20 protein-coding genes are annotated in these 17,145 nt (G+C 73.2%); 11 read left to right on the top strand and 9 right to left on the bottom strand.

What is annotated here, in order from left to right:
- Positions 1 to 53: 53 nt before the first annotated feature.
- Positions 54 to 1,562, top strand: a complete 1,509-nt coding sequence (locus ACIPPS_RS15845; RefSeq protein WP_401431610.1) for a hypothetical protein — start codon at positions 54 to 56, stop codon at positions 1,560 to 1,562.
- Positions 1,563 to 1,697: 135 nt separating this feature from the next.
- On the opposite strand, the gene ACIPPS_RS15840 is transcribed toward ACIPPS_RS15845, so the two are convergent.
- Both ACIPPS_RS15840 and ACIPPS_RS15835 read right to left on the bottom strand, forming a co-directional pair.
- On the bottom strand, positions 1,698 to 2,099 hold the full coding sequence (locus ACIPPS_RS15840) for a VOC family protein (RefSeq protein ID WP_401431607.1): 402 nt from the start codon (positions 2,097 to 2,099) through the stop codon (positions 1,698 to 1,700).
- A gap of 72 nt (positions 2,100 to 2,171) precedes the next feature.
- Positions 2,172 to 3,059, bottom strand: coding sequence for a neutral zinc metallopeptidase (locus tag ACIPPS_RS15835; RefSeq protein WP_401431605.1), 888 nt, complete (start codon positions 3,057 to 3,059; stop codon positions 2,172 to 2,174).
- 257 nt (positions 3,060 to 3,316) lie between these two features.
- Here ACIPPS_RS15835 and ACIPPS_RS15830 point away from each other — a divergent pair, with 257 nt between their 5' ends.
- From ACIPPS_RS15830 to ACIPPS_RS15820, 3 genes are all read left to right on the top strand, one after another.
- The gene (locus ACIPPS_RS15830) at positions 3,317 to 4,915 is read left to right on the top strand and encodes an ABC-F family ATP-binding cassette domain-containing protein (protein WP_401431603.1); all 1,599 of its coding nucleotides are present in this window, start codon (positions 3,317 to 3,319) and stop codon (positions 4,913 to 4,915) included.
- Between the two features lie 322 nt (positions 4,916 to 5,237).
- Positions 5,238 to 5,459, top strand: coding sequence for a helix-turn-helix domain-containing protein (locus ACIPPS_RS15825; protein ID WP_006123601.1), 222 nt, complete (start codon positions 5,238 to 5,240; stop codon positions 5,457 to 5,459).
- A gap of 123 nt (positions 5,460 to 5,582) precedes the next feature.
- The gene (locus ACIPPS_RS15820) at positions 5,583 to 6,377 is read left to right on the top strand and encodes an enoyl-CoA hydratase/isomerase family protein (RefSeq protein ID WP_401431600.1); all 795 of its coding nucleotides are present in this window, start codon (positions 5,583 to 5,585) and stop codon (positions 6,375 to 6,377) included.
- A 187-nt stretch (positions 6,378 to 6,564) separates the two neighbouring features.
- Here the strand turns inward: ACIPPS_RS15820 and ACIPPS_RS15815 are convergent, their stop codons facing one another.
- Positions 6,565 to 7,095: a hypothetical protein gene (locus tag ACIPPS_RS15815; RefSeq protein WP_401431598.1), complete on the bottom strand. Its 531-nt coding sequence runs from the start codon at positions 7,093 to 7,095 to the stop codon at positions 6,565 to 6,567.
- A 213-nt stretch (positions 7,096 to 7,308) separates the two neighbouring features.
- Between ACIPPS_RS15815 and ACIPPS_RS15810 the strand changes: the two genes are divergently transcribed.
- From ACIPPS_RS15810 to amaP, 5 genes are read left to right on the top strand one after another with little or no spacing between them, the layout of a single operon-like run.
- Entirely contained in the window at positions 7,309 to 7,761 is a 453-nt protein-coding gene (locus ACIPPS_RS15810) for an Asp23/Gls24 family envelope stress response protein (RefSeq protein WP_401431596.1), read from the top strand.
- A gap of 30 nt (positions 7,762 to 7,791) precedes the next feature.
- Entirely contained in the window at positions 7,792 to 7,983 is a 192-nt protein-coding gene (locus ACIPPS_RS15805) for a hypothetical protein (protein ID WP_401431593.1), read from the top strand.
- Between the two features lie 6 nt (positions 7,984 to 7,989).
- Entirely contained in the window at positions 7,990 to 8,340 is a 351-nt protein-coding gene (locus ACIPPS_RS15800; RefSeq protein ID WP_401431590.1) for an Asp23/Gls24 family envelope stress response protein, read from the top strand.
- Complete coding sequence (locus ACIPPS_RS15795; RefSeq protein WP_401431587.1) at positions 8,337 to 8,966, top strand: DUF6286 domain-containing protein; 630 nt, start codon at positions 8,337 to 8,339, stop codon at positions 8,964 to 8,966. The genes ACIPPS_RS15800 and ACIPPS_RS15795 overlap by 4 nt, the downstream gene beginning before the upstream one ends.
- On the top strand, positions 8,963 to 9,550 hold the full coding sequence (gene amaP / locus ACIPPS_RS15790; protein WP_401431585.1) for an alkaline shock response membrane anchor protein AmaP: 588 nt from the start codon (positions 8,963 to 8,965) through the stop codon (positions 9,548 to 9,550). The genes ACIPPS_RS15795 and amaP overlap by 4 nt, the downstream gene beginning before the upstream one ends.
- Positions 9,551 to 9,744: 194 nt before the next feature.
- Here the strand turns inward: amaP and ACIPPS_RS15785 are convergent, their stop codons facing one another.
- From ACIPPS_RS15785 to ACIPPS_RS15760, 6 genes are all read right to left on the bottom strand, one after another.
- Positions 9,745 to 10,500, bottom strand: a complete 756-nt coding sequence (locus ACIPPS_RS15785) for an SDR family oxidoreductase (RefSeq protein ID WP_401431583.1) — start codon at positions 10,498 to 10,500, stop codon at positions 9,745 to 9,747.
- A 4-nt stretch (positions 10,501 to 10,504) separates the two neighbouring features.
- The gene (locus ACIPPS_RS15780; RefSeq protein WP_401431580.1) at positions 10,505 to 12,289 is read right to left on the bottom strand and encodes a glycoside hydrolase family 15 protein; all 1,785 of its coding nucleotides are present in this window, start codon (positions 12,287 to 12,289) and stop codon (positions 10,505 to 10,507) included.
- A 145-nt stretch (positions 12,290 to 12,434) separates the two neighbouring features.
- Entirely contained in the window at positions 12,435 to 13,235 is an 801-nt protein-coding gene (locus tag ACIPPS_RS15775; protein ID WP_401431577.1) for an SURF1 family protein, read from the bottom strand.
- 99 nt (positions 13,236 to 13,334) lie between these two features.
- Positions 13,335 to 13,568: a hypothetical protein gene (locus tag ACIPPS_RS15770; protein ID WP_401431574.1), complete on the bottom strand. Its 234-nt coding sequence runs from the start codon at positions 13,566 to 13,568 to the stop codon at positions 13,335 to 13,337.
- A 54-nt stretch (positions 13,569 to 13,622) separates the two neighbouring features.
- The gene (locus ACIPPS_RS15765) at positions 13,623 to 14,597 is read right to left on the bottom strand and encodes a DEDDh family exonuclease (protein WP_401431571.1); all 975 of its coding nucleotides are present in this window, start codon (positions 14,595 to 14,597) and stop codon (positions 13,623 to 13,625) included.
- 96 nt (positions 14,598 to 14,693) lie between these two features.
- Positions 14,694 to 15,356: a TetR/AcrR family transcriptional regulator gene (locus ACIPPS_RS15760; protein WP_401431568.1), complete on the bottom strand. Its 663-nt coding sequence runs from the start codon at positions 15,354 to 15,356 to the stop codon at positions 14,694 to 14,696.
- A gap of 96 nt (positions 15,357 to 15,452) precedes the next feature.
- Here ACIPPS_RS15760 and ACIPPS_RS15755 point away from each other — a divergent pair, with 96 nt between their 5' ends.
- Both ACIPPS_RS15755 and ACIPPS_RS15750 read left to right on the top strand, forming a co-directional pair.
- The gene (locus tag ACIPPS_RS15755) at positions 15,453 to 16,250 is read left to right on the top strand and encodes an acetoacetate decarboxylase family protein (RefSeq protein WP_401431566.1); all 798 of its coding nucleotides are present in this window, start codon (positions 15,453 to 15,455) and stop codon (positions 16,248 to 16,250) included.
- Complete coding sequence (locus tag ACIPPS_RS15750; RefSeq protein ID WP_401431564.1) at positions 16,250 to 17,134, top strand: SDR family NAD(P)-dependent oxidoreductase; 885 nt, start codon at positions 16,250 to 16,252, stop codon at positions 17,132 to 17,134. The genes ACIPPS_RS15755 and ACIPPS_RS15750 overlap by 1 nt, the downstream gene beginning before the upstream one ends.
- Positions 17,135 to 17,145 lie beyond the last annotated feature (11 nt).

Here is a 17,145-nt window from a genome sequence, read left to right as displayed (position 1 = left end):
GGCGTATCCGATTCCGATTGGGCTTTCGGGCCGTCAACGGGAAGACTGCCCCCGTGACGTCTCGAAAGCCCGATGAGCAATTGGCGCGCAACTCCAGACTCCGACTTGTCCGTCCGCGGGCTCTCGCCACCGCCCGGCGGGCCGTGACGACCCGGCGCACCCGCCCGGCCCCGCGCCCGCCGGAGGGCACTCCGCCCCGCGCGGAACTGGCCCGTCAGGCACGGACCGTCCTCGCCGACGCCGTACGGATCGCCCGCTGGGCCACCCTCGACGGCGGGCACAGGACCGCGCCCGCCGCCCGCCCGCGGACCGCCTCCACGGCCGACCCCGCGACCCGCGCGGCGGACCCCGCGAGCCGCGTCGCCGCCGATCCCGCGACCCGCGCCCTCCCCGACCAGGAACGAGCCGCCGCCGCACTGGACCTGACGCCCGGCCAGATCCGGGCCGGCTGGGACCGGGCCCGGCTCGCCGGACTCGTGGAGGTGCACGGCGACACCGCCCGCCCGGGCTGGCGGCTGCACGCCTGGGACCGCGACGACTCCGCCGTGCTGCGCGGCTGGGTCGCCCTCTTCGACGCCTGGTCCCTGGTCCACCCCGCCCCCGAGGACGTCGCCCCGGGCGCCGTCGCCGAGGTCGTCGAGGCCCTTCCCCAGGTGCTCTCGCTGCTCCAGCTCTCCGCCGGGCCCGTGACCGTCCCTGCCCTGCTCGACCTGCTCGGCCAGCGGGTCGACGAGCTGCGCGAGGAGCGTTGCGAGGTCCCCGTCGAGGGCGCCACCGCCGCGGAGAGCGCAGCCATGGAGACCGCCGTCGCCGCCGCCACCGGGCCCCAGGGGCTCGCCGCACTCCTCGACTGGGCCCTGGAGGGGCTCGCCGCCGTCGGAGCCCTGACCCCCGGCGAGGGCCCGGACGGCCGGCAGGCCACCCTGACCCCGCTCGGCAACTGGGCGGTCTGGGTCAAGCTGGAGCAGATCTGCGTCGCCGCCCAGAGCCCGGCCGGCAACATCGAGCAGTCCGCCGAGGACATGCTCCGCGGCTGCGCGGGCCTCACACCCGGCCCCGCCCGCGACGAGTACCGCGCCTGGCTCGCCGCCCGCACGCTCTCCAGCGCGGTCGCCGAGCTGATCGCCGTCGCCCGCGGGGAGGACGCCCTGCTGCGCGGCCTGGCCTTCGAGGCGCTCCGTGTCGTCGGGGCCCCCGCGGAGGCGGAGGTCCGGGCCGCGGCCGAGGAGGTCTCCCTCCGGCCGTACGCCCTGCTCTGGATCGCGGAGTACGAGGGCGCCGACCCGGACGACGCCCCGGAGGTGCTCACCCGCGAGGAGGCGACCTGGCTCTGGGTGGACACCGCCGCCGCCGTCGCCGACCACGGCGAGAGCGCGCTCCTCGTCCGGCACCTGGAGTCGGCCGTCCAGGGCACCGTCCCGGCCCTCCTCGACGAGGTCCGCGCCGTCGGCCACCCCCGTACGGTCCAGGTCCTGGTCGCCCTCGCCGCCGCCCACCCCGACCCCGCCCTCGCCAAGGCGGTCCGCCGGGCGGCCTTCCAGGTGCACACCGGAGGAGCCTGACGGCCCGGCCCGGGCCTCACCGCCCGGGTCGCTCCCGGCCTCACCGCCCGGCCGCCCGGGTCCCTCCCGCGCCTCGGCCGCCCGGGACGCTCCCGGCCTCACCACCCCCGGGTCCCGCCTCCCGGGCCGCCAGTCTCAGCCGGTGGCCCCCGGCAGGTAGGTGCCGAAGCTCCAGACGTTCCCCTCGCCGTCGCGGGCGATGTAGTCCCGCGAGCCGTAGTCCTGGTCCGTCGGCGGCATCACGATCTCGACGCCATGGGCCACCGCCCGCGCGTGGTGTTCGTCCACGTCGTCCACGTGGACGTACACCCCGCTGGGCCCGGAGCCGTCGACCAGCTTGTCGAACTCGGTGCCCGTGCCCTTGCTGCCGAGCATCACCGTCCCGTTGCCGTACGACAGCTCGGCGTGCATGACCCTGCCGTCCTCACCCTCGTACACCGCGGTGCGGGTGAAGCCGAACGCCTCCGTCAGCTGCCGGATCGCCGTGTGCGCGTCGTGGTAGGTCAGGGTCGGACAGATATGGGGTGCCTCAGCCATCCCGATCACTCCTCCTCGTGGCCGAATGTGACCTGCATCTCAGTCTGGCATCCGGCGCTGACATCGCGGGCCTCAGCGGAAGGTGTTGCACCGCGCCATGTCCCCGCTCGTGTACCCGGTGTAGAACCACTGCTGGCGCTGCGCCGCCGAGCCGTGGGTCCAGTTCTCCGGCGTCACCCGGCCCTGGAACTTCTCCTGGATCCGGTCGTCGCCCACGGCGGCCGCCGCCTCCATGCCGTCCCTGATGTCCTGGTCGGTCAGCTGTGTGAGCAGCGGACGGCCGGTCTTCTCGTCCGGCGTGGTCGTCGCGTGGCGCGCCCAGACCCCCGCGTAGCAGTCCGCCTGGAGCTCGACCCGTACGGCGTTGGAACCGGCGCCCGTCCGCCCGTCCTGGGAACGGGCCAGGGTGCCCATCATGTTCTGGATGTGGTGGCCGTACTCGTGCGCCACCACGTAGGCCTGGGCGAAGTCGCCGCTCGACCCGAAGGTGTTCCGCAGCTCGTCGAAGAAGCCCAGGTCCAGATAGACCTGGCGGTCGCCGGGGCAGTAGAAGGGCCCCACCGCCGAGGTGGCCGAACCGCAGGCCGTGGCGACCCTGTCGCTGAACATGACCGTGCGCGCGTCCCCGTACCGGCCGCCGCGTCGCGCGTACTCCGACCGCCAGAAGTCCTGCACGCTGTTGACGACCGCCACGGTCCGGCAGTCCTCGCGGGTGTTCGCGTCCGCGCCGGTCCGGCAGGTCTGCTCGACCTGGGCGAGCGAGGACGCGGTCGCGACCGGCGCGGGGTCGCCGGAGGAGAGTCCCAGCTGCTCGGGGCCGACCCCGAAGAGCACTCCCAGAATCAGCGCGATGAAGCCGACGATCCCGCCGCCTACCGTGGCCTTTCCGCCGGGGACGCGGCTGCCGCGGACGTCCTTGACCTCCGAGGTGTCCAGGTCGGCGTCGTCGTCGAACTGCATGGGCCACCACCCTCTGCCGTCGTGCCGCGGCAGTGACCGCCGCCCTGCGCCCGAGTATCGGCGAATCCCCTAGGGATCGCCCCTTTTGTCGCGCATGGGCGGTAAGGGGTGGTGGTCGGCAGCCCCCGCACTGTGGCCGAAAAGCAGTTGCATGCGCCCGTTAGACTGGCCGTATGGCCATTCTCCGCGCGCATGACTAGCGGCGTCGAATCCGCTCTCAGCCCTTTCCGCCGAACCGTCCGCCCTGGAGTCTGTCCGTGATCACCGCTTCCGGCATCGAGCTGCGCGCCGGCGCCCGCATCCTCATCGAGTCCGCGTCCTTCCGCATCGCCAAGGGCGACCGCATCGGCCTCGTCGGCCGTAACGGAGCGGGCAAGACCACCCTCACCAAGTGCCTCGCCGGCGAGGGCATGCCCGCCGCCGGCCAGATCGCCCGCTCCGGCGAGGTCGGCTACCTCCCGCAGGACCCGCGCACCGGCGACCTCGACGTCATGGCCCGTGACCGGATCCTCTCCGCCCGCGGCCTCGACGTCCTCATCAAGAAGATGCGGATGAACGAGGAGCGCATCGCGACCGGCACCGGCGGCACGCGCGACAAGGCGATGAAGCAGTACGAGCGCCAGGAGACCGAGTTCCTCACCAAGGGCGGATACGCGGCCGAGGCGGAGGCCTCGACCATCGCCGCCGCCCTCGGCCTGCCCGACCGGGTCCTCGGCCAGCCGCTGCACACCCTCTCCGGCGGTCAGCGCCGCCGGGTCGAGCTGGCCCGGATCCTCTTCTCCGACGCCGACACCCTGCTCCTCGACGAGCCCACGAACCACCTCGACGCCGACTCCATCGTCTGGCTGCGCGACTACCTGAAGAGCTACCGCGGCGGCTTCATCGTCATCTCCCACGACGTCGACCTCGTCGAGACCGTCGTGAACAAGGTCTTCTACCTGGACGCCAACCGCTCGACGATCGACGTCTACAACATGGGCTGGAAGCTCTACCAGCAGCAGCGCGAGGCCGACGAGAAGCGCCGCAGGCGCGAGCGCCAGAACGCCGAGAAGAAGGCCGCCGCCCTCAACTCGCAGGCCGACAAGATGCGCGCCAAGGCCACCAAGACCGTCGCCGCGCAGAACATGGCCAAGCGCGCCGAGCGCCTGCTCTCCGGCCTGGAGGCGGTCCGCGTCTCCGACAAGGTCGCCAAGCTCCGCTTCCCCGAGCCGGCGCCCTGCGGCAAGACCCCGCTCACGGCCGAGGGCCTCTCCAAGTCGTACGGCTCGCTGGAGATCTTCACCGATGTGAACCTCGCGATCGACAAGGGCTCGCGCGTCGTCATCCTCGGCCTCAACGGCGCGGGCAAGACCACCCTGCTCCGGCTGCTCGCCGGGGCGGAGAAGGCCGACACCGGCGAGGTGACCCCGGGCCACGGCCTCAAGCTCGGCTACTACGCCCAGGAGCACGAGACGCTCGACCCCGAGCGCACCGTCCTGGAGAACATGCGGTCCTCCGCTCCCGACCTCGACCTCGTCGAGGTGCGCAAGACGCTCGGCTCCTTCCTCTTCTCCGGCGACGACGTCGACAAGCCGGCCGGAGTGCTCTCCGGTGGGGAGAAGACCCGTCTGGCGCTGGCGACCCTGGTGGTCTCCTCGGCGAACGTGCTGCTCCTCGACGAGCCCACCAACAACCTCGACCCGGCCAGCCGCGAGGAGATCCTCGGCGCGCTGCGCACCTACAAGGGCGCCGTCGTCCTCGTCACGCACGACGAGGGCGCGGTCGACGCGCTGGAGCCGGAGCGGATCATCCTGCTCCCGGACGGCGTCGAGGACCTGTGGGGCCCCGACTACAAGGACCTCGTGGCGCTCGCCTGATCATCTCGCTCTGGATCATTCGGCTCATGGGTGATCCTTCATCTGAGTGAGGGCGTCTCGTACCTCCGGCGCGGCACTGCGCGGAATCCTTCCGTCAGGGTCGCGCCGCCTTCGTTCGCCCGCTGCCGCGCTGACCTGGCACTTCCTGGTCCGGCGCGCCCTGGGGCGCGGATCGCCACGAACGGAATCAAAGGATCCGCTCGTGGCGACGGCCCCTCGGAGCGCAAACCTGGTGCCACGGACCTTGTCGAATGGGTGGCCAGGACGTCCGGAAGGGGTGATCATGAGAAGTCCAGAGCGCACTTCCCATGAGGAGGCACGGGTGGCCGAGACTCTGAAGAAGGGCAGCCGGGTGACCGGCGCCGCGCGCGACAAGCTCGCGGCAGACCTGAAGAAGAAGTACGACTCCGGTGCGAGCATCCGGGCGCTGGCCGAGGAAACCGGTCGCTCCTACGGATTCGTCCACCGGATGCTCAGTGAATCCGGCGTCACGCTGCGTGGACGCGGCGGAGCGACACGGGGCAAGAAGGCCGCCTCGGCCTGACGGGGTGCGGTTCATCGGGTCCATCGGTTCTCGCGGTGGCCACCCGGTCGCCCGCACGGTCGACCGGGTGGTTACTGTGCAGTCACTTAGCAGTGAGTGCTGCACCGGAACCGGAGGCGCCCCATGACTTCGCTCGACTCTGTTCTCATCGACAAGGACGGTGTACGGCTCACCGTCGAGGACGCCGTTGCCACGGTGACCCTGACCAATCCGGCGAAGCGCAACGCCCAGTCTCCCGCTCTGTGGCGGGCGTTGACGGAGGCCGGCCGGTCACTGCCGGGCAGCGTGCGGGTCGTCGTCCTGCGCGGCGAGGGACAGTCCTTCTCCGCCGGGCTCGACCGGCAGGCGTTCACGCCCGAGGGCTTCGACGGAGAGCCGTCCTTCCTGGAGATGGCGCGGGGTTCGGACGAGGACCTGGACGCGGTCATCGCCGAGTACCAGGACGCGTTCACCTGGTGGCGCCGTAGCGACATCGTGTCGATCGCGGCCGTCCAGGGGCACGCCATCGGTGCCGGGTTCCAGCTCGCCCTCGCCTGCGACCTGCGGGTCGTCGCCGAGGACGTGCAGTTCGCCATGCGCGAGACCAGCCTCGGACTCGTCCCCGACCTCACCGGCACGCACCCCCTCGTGGGCCTTGTCGGCTACGCCCGCGCGCTGGAGATCTGCGCCACCGGACGCTTCGTCCACGCGCAGGAGGCCGAGCGCATCGGCCTCGCCAACATCGCCGTCGCCGCCGACGAACTCGACGGCGCGGTACGGGACTTGAGCGCCGCGCTGCTCTCCGCCCCGCGCGACGCCGTCATCGAGACCAAGGCGCTGCTCCAGGGCGCCGCCGATCGCTCGTACGAAGCCCAGCGCACCGCCGAGCGTGCCGCGCAGGCGCGTCGTCTGCGCGACCTGGCGGGCCTCGGCGACTGAGGAGACCGGTGCGGGCGCGGGCGTGGCGCGCCGTGCGCCCGCTGGCGTCCGCGCGCTCGCGTGCCCGCTCGCTCGCGCGCGCTCACTGGCGCCCGGCCGCCCGCCTGTTCACGTGCCCGGCCGCCCGCCTGTTCACGTGCCCGCGCGCCCGCCTGTTCACGTGCCCGCGCGCCCACGTGCCCCGAACTCACTGGAGTTCCGAGACCAGGACCGTGACCGCCGTCCCCTCGGGGGCCGTCCCGGCCGCCCGGGCGCGCGCCGCACGGGCCACGTCCAGGGCGCGGTGACCGGCGGCCACCGCCAGTTCGATCCGCAGCGCCCCCGGCGTGCGGTGGAGCGGGGAGCCCAGGACGGACGTGAGCCCCGCGATGCCCGGCACGCCGAGCAGGGCGTGCGCCTCCGGGTCGTCCGGCGCCGGGGCGAATCGCCCGACTGGGGGAGCGGTGGCCGGGGAATCCCCGGGACCCTCCACGAGACCGGTCACCCGCAGGTCCACGGCCGCGACCACGAGACCCAACTCCCGCTCCGCCGAGGTGAGGAGCGCCGCGCGCACCTCCTCCGCCATACCCGGCAGCGGCCGTACCGCCGCCTGGGCGGCCTCCGACGCGAAGTCGCCGGTGATCCGCAGCGTTCCCGGCGGCAACCCGCCCGGCGGTACGGGGAAGGGCGCGTCCGGCCCCTCCTGCGCGAGCCCCACCCGCAGCGCCCCCGGCACCACGCCCCGCACGGACGCCGCCGCCCGCAGCAGTACTCTCCTGGCCGCGCTCTCGGCCAGCCACGCACCGTCCGTGGCGTCTCCCAGAGGCAGCAGCCGGCCCGGCCTGAATCGCCCACGGAGCGCCCCCGCCCGTCGCGCCCCAGATGTCGTCGTCATTGCCCCAGCCTAATGTGGGCAAAGGCACATGTAGGCGCAGAGAAGGGATGAATGGTGATGAACGACCCCGCACACCCCAGCGACCCGTCCGTGACCAAGCGTGGCGGCGGCGACCCCGCCACCCGTGGCCGTACCACCATCGCCGACGGCGTCGTCGAGAAGATCGCCGGTCTGGCCGCACGTGAGGTCGACGGCGTCCATGCCATGGGGAGCGGGCTCTCCCGCACCCTCGGCGCCGTGCGCGACCGGGTCCCCGGCGGAGGGGGCAACAAGGCGGGCGCCACGCGCGGCGTCAAGGCCGAGGTCGGCGAGGTGCAGACCGCGCTCGACCTGGAGATCGTCGTCGAGTACGGCGCCTCCATCTCCGAGGTGGCCGGTGCCGTGCGCGAGAACGTCATCGCGGAGGTCGAGCGGATGACCGGCCTCGAGGTCGTCGAGGTCAACATCGCGGTCAGCGACGTGAAGCTGCCGGAGGACGAGGAAGAGGAGCCGGAGTCGCGGCTCCAGTAGTCGTCGGCACTCCGACTGAAAGGGCTCAGCATGAAAATGGCTGTCGTCGGCCTTGTGGCCGGAATGGCCCTCGGGTTCGCCGGGTACTTCGGCGGATTCGGGGCGTTCGTACTGGTCGCGGCGTTGGGCGCGATCGGCTTCGTCGTCGGGAGGTTCCTCGAGGGCGACCTCGAACCCGGCGACTTCTTCCGGAGTCGCGAGCGCGGCGACCGGCGGCGGTGACCGGGGGTGACAGTCGAGCGGGTGGGTCCGGCCGGCCGTGGCGCGACCACGATCGCCGACCGGGTGGTCGCGAAGATCGCCGCGCGGGCCGCGCGGGAGGCTCTCGACGCGGTGCCCCGGGCCGGCTCCGGGCCGCAGGCCTCGGTCGTCGTGACCCGTGACACCGCGCGCGTCTCGGTCAGCCTGGAACTGGGCTACCCCTCGGACGTCGGCCGCCAGTGCGGCGCGGTGCGCAGTCAGGTGATGCGGCGCGTGCGGGAGTTGGCGGGCCTCGAGGTACCCGAGGTCACCGTCCACGTCGAGCGGCTGCACTCGCCGCACACGGCGCGCGAGGCGGACGGGCGGAGGCTGCGATGACGACGGAGACGGAGACGGGTACGGGCGCCGAGGACGCACCCGTACCCCTGGAGAAGGACCCGCCGGCCGGGCCCCGCGCGCGCCGCTTCTGGGCGGTACGGCGCATCCCCGCCGGGCTCACCGCCCTGATCCTCCTCGGCGGCACCGGCCTGCTGCTCTACGACGTGGCCGCCGTACGGGCCGGCCGCACGGCCATGAGCTGGCGCCGCGAACTCGCCGACGAGCTGGCGACCCGGCCCCTCGACAACACCTGGGTGCTGGCCGGCGCGTCCCTCGCCGCCCTCATCGGCCTCTGGCTCCTGATCCTGGCGTGCACCCCCGGGCTGCGCTCCGTCCTGCCGATGCGACGCGACCACACCGACCTGCGGGCCGGCCTCGACCGCGACGCCGCCGCGCTGACCCTGCGCGACCGGGCGATGGAGGTCTCGGGCGTGCAGTCGGTACGGGTACGGATGCGGCGCAGGAAGGTCGCCGTCCGGGCGGTCTCGCACTTCCGCGAACTCGACGCGGTCCGCGCCGACGTGCGGAGCGTCCTCGCCACCGGCATCGACGACCTGGGCCTCGCCCGCCCACCGGAGCTGAAGGTCCGGGTGGGCCGCCCGCCGACGAAGGGAGGACGGGCGTGACCGCCGTACTGCGCCGCGTCAACCGTGTGCTGCTCGCCCTGATCGGTCTGGTGCTGATCGCCGTCGGCGGGGGCGTCCTGGCCGCCGGGTTCGATCTGGCGGTGCCCTCGTGGTGGCCGTGGTCGGGCTCCTCCGACGTCCTGCTCAGCCGGGCGGACCGGCTGCGGTGGCGCGACGAGGGCTGGTGGTGGCCGGTGGTGATCGCCGTCCTCGGCGTGCTCGTGCTGCTCGCCCTGTGGTGGCTGCTCGCGCAGCTCCGCCGCGCCCGGCTCACGGATGTCCTGATCGACACGGGCGACGGGGAGGGCGCGACGGTACGGGCCCGGGCCCTGGAGGGCGTCCTGGAGGCGGACGCGAAGGCCCATCACGGCGTGTCCCGCGCCCGGGTCGCCCTGACGGGCCGCCGCACGGCCCCGCGCACGCGCGTGGCGCTGCTGCTGGAGCCGTACGCCTCCCCGCGCGCCGCCCTGGCCACCCTCTCGGACGAGGCCCTGGCCAACGCCCGCACCTCGACGGGCCTGCGCTCCCTCCCCACGGAGGCCCGCCTCCGCGCGGTCAAACACCGCGCCCGCCGCGTGACGTGACCCCGCGCCCCCGCCCGCAGGCCCGCGCCTGAGCTCACGACGGCGTACGTGAGCCGCAGGCGCGCGTGAGTTCAGGCGATGCACATGAGCCGCTGGCGCGCGCCCGAGCTCACCGCCGCGCGTCCGCCGCAGGCGCGCGCCCGAGTTCACGCCGATGCCCGTAAGCCGCAGGCGCGCCCGGGTTCCGCGCGTCGTCAGAAGCCGTGCCGCGCGCCGCCGTCCACCGACATCATCACGCCGGTGACGTACGACGCGGCCGGCGACAGCAGGAACGCCGCCGTGCGCCCGTACTCCTCCGGCGAGCCGTAGCGCCGCAGCGGGATGCGGGACTCGTTCGCCGCGCGGGCCGCGTCCGCGTCGCCCGACAGGGCGTCCAGCTGCCGCACCCGGTCCGTGTCGATCCGCCCCGGCAGCACGCCGACGACCCGGATGCCGCGCGGGCCCAGGTCCCCGGCGAGGGACTTCGCGAAGCCGGCCAGGCCCGGGCGCAGCCCGTTGGAGATCGCCAGGCCCGGGATCGGCTCGTGGACCGAGCCCGACAGGACGAAGCCGATGACTCCGCCCTCGGTCAGCTCCTCCGCCGCCGCCCTGGCCATCCGTACCGCGCCGAGGAAGACGCTGTCGAAGGCGGCCGCCCACTGCTCGTCGGTGTTGTCCGCGCCGGAGCCCGGCGCCGGCCCGCCCACGCTGACGAGGATGCCGTCGAAGCCGCCGAACCGGGACCGCGCCTCCGCGATCAGCCGGGCGGGCGCCTGCGGGTCCGCGTTGTCGGCGGCGAGACCGGCCGCGCCCGGGCCCAGCTCCGCGACCGCCTCCGCGACCGTCTTCTCCTCGCGCCCGCTGACCAGCACCTTCGCGCCCTCGGCGAGCAGCGCCTCGGCGGAGGCACGGCCGAGCCCGCGCGTCCCGCCGGTCACCACGTACACACGGTCCTTCAGTCCAAGATCCATGGGCCTATCCTGCCGCCTCCTCCCACGGGAGCGCGAGGGCGGTGCCCACCAGGCCGATGTGGCTGAACGCCTGCGGGAAGTTGCCGAGCTGGCGTCCCGACGCCGGGTCGTACTCCTCCGCCAGCAGGCCGACGTCGTTGCGGAGCGTCAGGAGGCGCTCGAAGAGTTCCCGGGCCTCCTCCTTCCGCCCCGTCATCCGCAGCGCGTCGGCCATCCAGAAGGAGCAGACGAGAAAGGTTCCCTCGCCGCCGGGCAGGCCGTCGACCGACTCGCCCTCGGTGCTGTAGCGGCGCACGAACCCGTCGTGCGTCAACTCCTTCCGTACCGCGTCCACCGTCCCCACCACCCGGGGGTCGTGCGGGGGCAGGAATCCGAACCGGGGGATCAGCAGCGTCGCCGCGTCCAGTTCCCGCGAGCCGTACGACTGGGTGAACGTGTTGCGCTCGGGGTCGTACCCCTTGGCGCACACATCCGCGTGGATCTCGTCCCGCATGGCCCGCCAGCGCGCCGGATCGCCGCGCAGCGAGGGGTCGGCCTCCAGCGTGCGCACCGCACGGTCGGCGGCGACCCAGGCCAGCACCTTCGAGTGGACGAACTGGCGGCGCGGCCCGCGCACCTCCCACAGCCCCTCGTCCGGATCCCGCCAGGTCGACTCCAGGAAGCCCAGCAGGCTCAGCTGGAGGTTCCAGGCGTGGTCGACGGGCGGGATCCCCGCCTCCCGCGCCATGAAGAGGGAGTCCATGACCTCGCCGTACACGTCCAGCTGGAACTGGTCCACCGCCGCGTTCCCGATCCGCACCGGTGCCGAGTCCGCGTGGCCACGCAGCCAGGGCAGTTCCATCTCCGGCAGCCGTCGCTCGCCGCCCGGCCCGTACATGATCTGCAGGTCGGCCGGATCGCCCGCGACCGCCCGCAGCAGCCAGTCGCGCCAGGCCGCCGCCTCGTCGACGTAGCCGGCGGACAGCAGCGCGCCGAGGGTGAGGGTGGAGTCGCGGAGCCAGCAGGAGCGGTAGTCCCAGTTCCGTACGCCGCCCAGCTCCTCCGGGAGCGAGGTGGTGGGCGCGGCGACGATGCCGCCGGTCGGCGCGTAGGTGAGCGCCTTGAGCGTGATCAGCGAGCGCAGCACGGCCTCGCGGTACGGACCCTGGTACGCGCAGCGCGCCGCCCAGTCCCGCCAGTCCGTCAGGCACTCGTCGAGCGCGGTGTACGGGTCGATCAGCGGGGGGCGCGGGTGGTGCGAGGGGTGCCAGGTGAGCACGAACGCGACCTTCTCGCCCGCGTCGACGGTGAACGACGAACAGGTCGAGAACTGCTGCCCCCAGGTCTTCACCGGTGGCTCGCTGCGCAGCCAGGCCGAATCGGGCCCCGCCACGGCCACCCGGTGGCCGTCGCTGCGCCGCACCCAGGGTACGACCGAGCCGTAGTCGAAGCGCAGCCGCAGGACGGACTCCACTTCGACGGAGCCGCTGACGCCCTCCACGATCCGCATGACGTCGGGCGCCGCGTCGCGCTGGGGCATGAAGTCGATGACCTTGACGGTGCCGCCGCGGGTCTCCCAGTACGTCTCCAGGACCAGGGAGTCACCCGCGTAGCCTCTGGTGGTGCAGGTCGTGGCTCCCTTGGGGGCGATGCGCCAGTGGCCGTTCTCCTCGTCGCCGAGGAGCGCGGCGAAACACGCGCCGGAGTCGAAGCGCGGCAGACACAACCAGTCGATCGACCCGTCGCGTCCGACGAGCGCGGCGGTCTGCAGATCACCGATGAGGGCGTAGTCGTCGATACGTTGCGTCACGCTCTGGCGTGTTCCCGCGCGAGGCGACGGTCAATCAGGTGAACGCTGTGGCCTACGCCGCTGCGGCCGGTCTACGCCGCCGGGGGGCCTGCCTGGGGCCTACGCCGCCGCGGGACTGGGGTCTACCCGGCTGCGGGCCTGCGGCCTACACCGCCGCGGGCGCGGGTTCGGGAGTTCCCGCGCCACCGTCCGTCCGGGCCGCCGCCTCCCGGTCGTGCTTCTCGCGGCGCACCAGGATCACCCAGCCGACGGGCACACCGGCCGTGAAGAGCCACCACTGGACGGCGTACGCCATGTGCGCGCCGATCGAGTCGTGGTCGGGTTCGGGGACCAGCTCGGGGGAGCCGCCCGGCGATCCGGGCGCGGTCTGCTCGACGTAGCCGCCGAGCACGGTGAGGCCGGTCAGCTCCGCCTGCTGGCCGCTGTTGATCAGCATCACCTGACGGTCCGGCAGGCCTCGCAGGTCCTTGATGCCGCTGGCGCCGGTCGTCTCGTCCGCCTTGAGCCGGCCGGTGACGGTCACCTCGCCCGTGGGGGCGGGCGGGACCTCGGGGTACGCCTTCTGGTCCGGTGCGGCCGGGACCCAGCCGCGGTTGACGACGACGGCCCGGCCGTCCGTGAGGACCAGCGGGGTGAGCACCATGACGCCCTGCATGTCGTCCGCGTTGGTGCGCCGCCGGACGACGACCTCGTGCGCGGAGTCGAAGGTGCCGGTGGCCGTGACCGTACGCCAGTAGTCGGCGCGCGGGACGGTGTGGCCGGGGGAGGTCAGCTGCTCGACGGGGACGGGCCGCGCCGTGAGGTTGTCCGCGATCAGGGCGTTCTGGGCGACCCGGCGCTCGTGCCGGTGGAACTGCCAGAAGCCCAGCTCGATCATCGTCGGGACGAGGACGAGGGCGACGAGGGTGAGGATCACCCACTGCCGGGACAACAGGAAGCGGTACACCCCATGACCGTACAACCGTGGTCATGGGGCGCACGCAGGGGGGCTCCGACGGGGGTGCGGGAAGGGCGCGCGGTCCGGGCTCGGACGCGCGGTCCGGGCTCATACGTGGTCGACGATCCCCGCCTTTCCCTCCGCGCGGGCGCAGTGTCCGCCGCAGTACCAGGCGCCCTCGACCTCGACGCCCTGGCCGATGATCTGGACCTTGCAGTGCTCACAGATGGGCGCCATGCGGTGAATGGCGCAGGAGAAGCAGTCGAAGACGTGCACCGCGCCCTGCGCGTGCACCTCGAAGGACATGCCGTAATCGTTTCCGCAGACCTCACAACGTGCCATGCGCCACAGGGTGCTGCCCGCGGCGGACGAGCCGCGGGCGGCACGCCCGGTGTTTCACCCGTCTGCCGGGGCCACGTCCCGCAGCAGTTGGGTGAAGGCGGCCTCGTCGACGATCGGCGTGCCGAAGGACTTCGCCTTGACCGTCTTGGAGGTGGCGGAGTCCGGATCGTTCGTCACCAGCAGGCTCGTCAGCCGGGAGACGCCGCTCGCGACATGGAGCCCGGCCTCGACCGCGCGGTCCTCCAGCAGCTCGCGGTCGATGGAGGTGTCGCCCGAGAACGCCACCCGCATACCCTGCTTGAGCGGTTTGTCCGCTTCGTAACGTCCGGGGTTCGGGTGCGGGCACGGCGGCCGCTTGCGCGAGGGGCGCCAGCCGTTCGTGGCGTACGAGGCCTGGTGGCCGATCCTGGCCGGGGCGGGCGTGGACACCCACTCGGTCAGCGGCCGGCACTCCAGCAGCGGGAGCCGTACGTTCCGCTCGGCCGCCGTGTGCAGGCTCGGCCGGAACGCCTCGGCCAGCACCCGCGCGTCGTCCAGCGCGTTGTGCGCCCGCTGCTGGACGACACCGAAGTGCGCGGCCAGCGACTCCAGCTTGTGGTTGGGCAGCGGGAGCGACAGCTCCTTGGCGAGCGCGATGGTGCAGAGCCGCTGCCGCACGGGCGCGGTGCGCTCGGCCCGGGCGTACTCGCGGGCGATCATCGACCAGTCGAAGAGCGCGTTGTGCGCCACCAGGACCCGGCCGTCGAGCCGCGCGGAGAACTCGGCGGCGATCTCCGGGAAGAGCGGCGCGCCCTCCAGCAGGTCACGGGTGAGGCCGTGGATCCAGACCGGTCCGGGGTCGCGCTCCGGATTGACCAGCGTGTACCAGTGGTCCTCGACGTTCCCCTGGGCGTCCAGGCGGTAGACGGCAGCCGACACTATCCGGTCGTCGCGGGCGAGTCCGGTGGTCTCCACGTCGACGACCGCGTACCCCTGTGGGTAGGCGGTCGGCCACGTTGCTGCTGTCGTGCGGTCGTCGAGCATGGTCACTGAGAATACGGGCCCCTACTGACACCCCGGCGCCCCGGTGCCCCTCCCACCCCTCGGAACCGGCCATCCGGCGGACGGCGGCCCGGCTCGCGGGCGTCAGGACACGCGCCCCGTACGGGAGTTCACCGGGTCAGGCCGACCGGTCGCCAGCAGGCCCTCCACCAGGGCCCGTACGGAGGCGGTGAACAGGCGCTCCGTGTCGACCGGGCGCGCCAGGGCGCGGTGCAGGGCGGGGTCGTCCGGATCGTCGGGGCCGGCCTGGCCGGGCTCGTCCTCGGCGGGGGACTGGGCCGGGGCCCGTTCGCGGTTGCGTTCCACCAGGACGTAGCCGACCACCTGGAACTGCACCGCCCGGACCACCTCCGCCGCCCGCGCTCCGCGCAGCCCCGCCGCGTGGACCTCGTGGGCGAGCGCGCGCTGCGCGGGCAGGAACATCCGTTCCGTCAGCCCCCGTTCGTGGACCATCGCCACCAGGTGCGGGCGGTCGCGCAGCTCGCGGCGGAGCGCCCGGGCCACCGAGACGATCCGCTCGGCGGGCGTGCGGCCGCGGGCGCCGATCGAGGCGAGGTCGGCGACCGTCCGCTCGACCAGCGCGTCCAGGAGCGACTCCCGGTTGCCGACGTGCCAGTAGATCGAGGTCACCGCCGTGCCGAGCTCGGCCGCCAGCCCCCGCATGGTGAGGGCGTCCGGGCCGTGCTGCTTCACGAGCGCCGCGGCGGCCGCCAGGACCTCCTCGCGGGTGAGTGCGCTGCGCGCCATCCGTTCCCCCGTTCTGCTCCGTGCACGGCTCTTTACCCTTCATCGCCACCGGTGTAACTGTGTTACAGGCCGACGGTCCCTGAAGGGTGGTACGTCATGGCACGAGTACGGTACGGGGCGCGCACCGACGCCGAGATCTCGGCGGCCCGCGCCAGGAGCAGCAACCTCCCCGACATCTGGTCCACCGGAGTGGTCGCCGTCTGGGAGACCGACCCGGACGTCGTCGCGGCGGTCCTGCCGCCGCCGCTGAAACCCACCGAGCGGCCCCTGGTCCGGGCCAACATCAGCCAGGTCAACCTGCCGGGCTACCCCCTCGGCGCGGGCTCGGTCGCGGTGGCCGCCGCCCACGGCGACCAGGAGGGCTGGTACCCGCTCGTCATGCCGATGACCCTGGAACGGGCCCTCATCGGCGGCCGCGAGGTCTTCGGCGAGCCGAAGAAGCTCGGCCAGGTCGTCGTCGAACGCGACGGGCTCGTCGTCCGCGCCGCCCTCGGCCGGCACGGCATCGACTTCGTCGAGGTGCGCGGCGCGGTCTCCGGACCGCTCCCGCTGCCCGAACCCACCGAGAAGACCGACTTCTACTTCAAGTTCCTGCCGGGCGTGGACGGCACCGGCTTCGACGCCGACCCCGTCCTCGTCCACTGCCTCCGCAACGAGAAGGTGCGCAGGCTGGAGCGGGTGACCGGCGACATCGTGCTGCGGGAGTCCATGTACGACCCGGTCGCCGACCTCCCCGTCCGCCGGATCGTCGAGATCACCCTCGGTGAGAAGACCACCGACCAGAAGGGCCGGGTCGCGGAACGGGTGAGCGCCCAGGCCCTCCTGCCCTACATCCACCAGCGCTACGACGACCCGCAGCAGATCCTCGACGGCCCGCCGGAAGGGAGCGTGTGATGGAGCTGCGTCAGGGACAGGTCGCGGTCGTCACCGGCGCGGCGAGCGGCATCGGGCTCGCGATGGCCCGTCGCTTCGCCGCCGAGGGCCTCTCCGTCGTCCTCGGCGACGTGGAGGAGGCGGCGCTCGCCCAGGCGGCCGAGGAGCTGACCGAGGGCGGGGCGGAGGTCCTCGCCCGTACCGTCGACGTCAGCGACCCGGAGTCCGTACGGGCCCTCGCCGACGCGGCCTTCGACACCTTCGGCGCCGTGCACGTCCTCTGCAACAACGCGGGCGTCGGCTCGGGCGCCGAGGGCCGGATGTGGGAGCACGAGCCCAACGACTGGAAATGGGCGTTCTCCGTCAACGTCTGGGGCGTCTTCCACGGCATCCAGGCCTTCGTCCCGCGCATGATCGCCGGCGGCGAACCCGGGCACGTCGTCAACACCTCCTCCGGCGACGGCGGGATCGCGCCGCTGCCCACCGCCTCCGTCTACGCCGTCACCAAGGCGGCCGTCGTCACCATGACCGAGTCGCTGTACGCGCACCTGAAGGCCGAGCACGCGCGCGTGGGGGCGTCCGTGCTCTTCCCGGGCCCTCACATGCTGCGCACCGGCCTGTGGGAGTCGCACCGCAACCGGCCCGAGCGGTACGCCAAGGAACGGCCGCGCAGGACCCCGTACCGCAGCCTCGACCAGTGGGAGGCGGCCATGAAGGAGGCCGGCCAGGAGGTCGCCTTCACTCCCGTCGAGGAGGTCGCGGAGCACGTCGTCGACGGCATCCGCGCCGACCGGTTCTGGATGCTGCCGGCGAGCGAGCACAGCGACCGGCAGATCCGGGCGCGCTCGCGGTCGATGCTCGACCGCGCCGCCCCGACGTACCTGGAGAACTTCATCCTCGACTGACTCCCGACCGA

Source organism: Streptomyces sp. NPDC090127 (assembly GCF_044746945.1).
GTDB lineage: Bacteria > Actinomycetota > Actinomycetes > Streptomycetales > Streptomycetaceae > Streptomyces.
The sequence above is the reverse complement of the archived record's forward strand: the minus strand, read 5'-3'. Positions and strand labels throughout refer to the sequence as shown.

Bases quoted from the DNA above. Each gene is read 5' to 3' on its own strand.
- ACIPPS_RS15785 (WP_401431583.1), bottom strand. From the start codon at position 10,500: ATGGATCTTGGACTGAAGGACCGTGTGTACGTGGTGACCGGCGGGACG.
- ACIPPS_RS15820 (WP_401431600.1), top strand. From the start codon at position 5,583: ATGACTTCGCTCGACTCTGTTCTCATCGACAAGGACGGTGTACGGCTC.
- ACIPPS_RS15835 (WP_401431605.1), bottom strand. From the start codon at position 3,059: ATGCAGTTCGACGACGACGCCGACCTGGACACCTCGGAGGTCAAGGAC.
- ACIPPS_RS15755 (WP_401431566.1), top strand. From the start codon at position 15,453: ATGGCACGAGTACGGTACGGGGCGCGCACCGACGCCGAGATCTCGGCG.
- ACIPPS_RS15760 (WP_401431568.1), bottom strand. From the start codon at position 15,356: ATGGCGCGCAGCGCACTCACCCGCGAGGAGGTCCTGGCGGCCGCCGCG.
- ACIPPS_RS15770 (WP_401431574.1), bottom strand. From the start codon at position 13,568: ATGGCACGTTGTGAGGTCTGCGGAAACGATTACGGCATGTCCTTCGAG.
- ACIPPS_RS15750 (WP_401431564.1), top strand. From the start codon at position 16,250: ATGGAGCTGCGTCAGGGACAGGTCGCGGTCGTCACCGGCGCGGCGAGC.
- ACIPPS_RS15810 (WP_401431596.1), top strand. From the start codon at position 7,309: ATGAACGACCCCGCACACCCCAGCGACCCGTCCGTGACCAAGCGTGGC.
- ACIPPS_RS15805 (WP_401431593.1), top strand. From the start codon at position 7,792: ATGAAAATGGCTGTCGTCGGCCTTGTGGCCGGAATGGCCCTCGGGTTC.
- ACIPPS_RS15840 (WP_401431607.1), bottom strand. From the start codon at position 2,099: ATGGCTGAGGCACCCCATATCTGTCCGACCCTGACCTACCACGACGCG.
- ACIPPS_RS15795 (WP_401431587.1), top strand. From the start codon at position 8,337: ATGACGACGGAGACGGAGACGGGTACGGGCGCCGAGGACGCACCCGTA.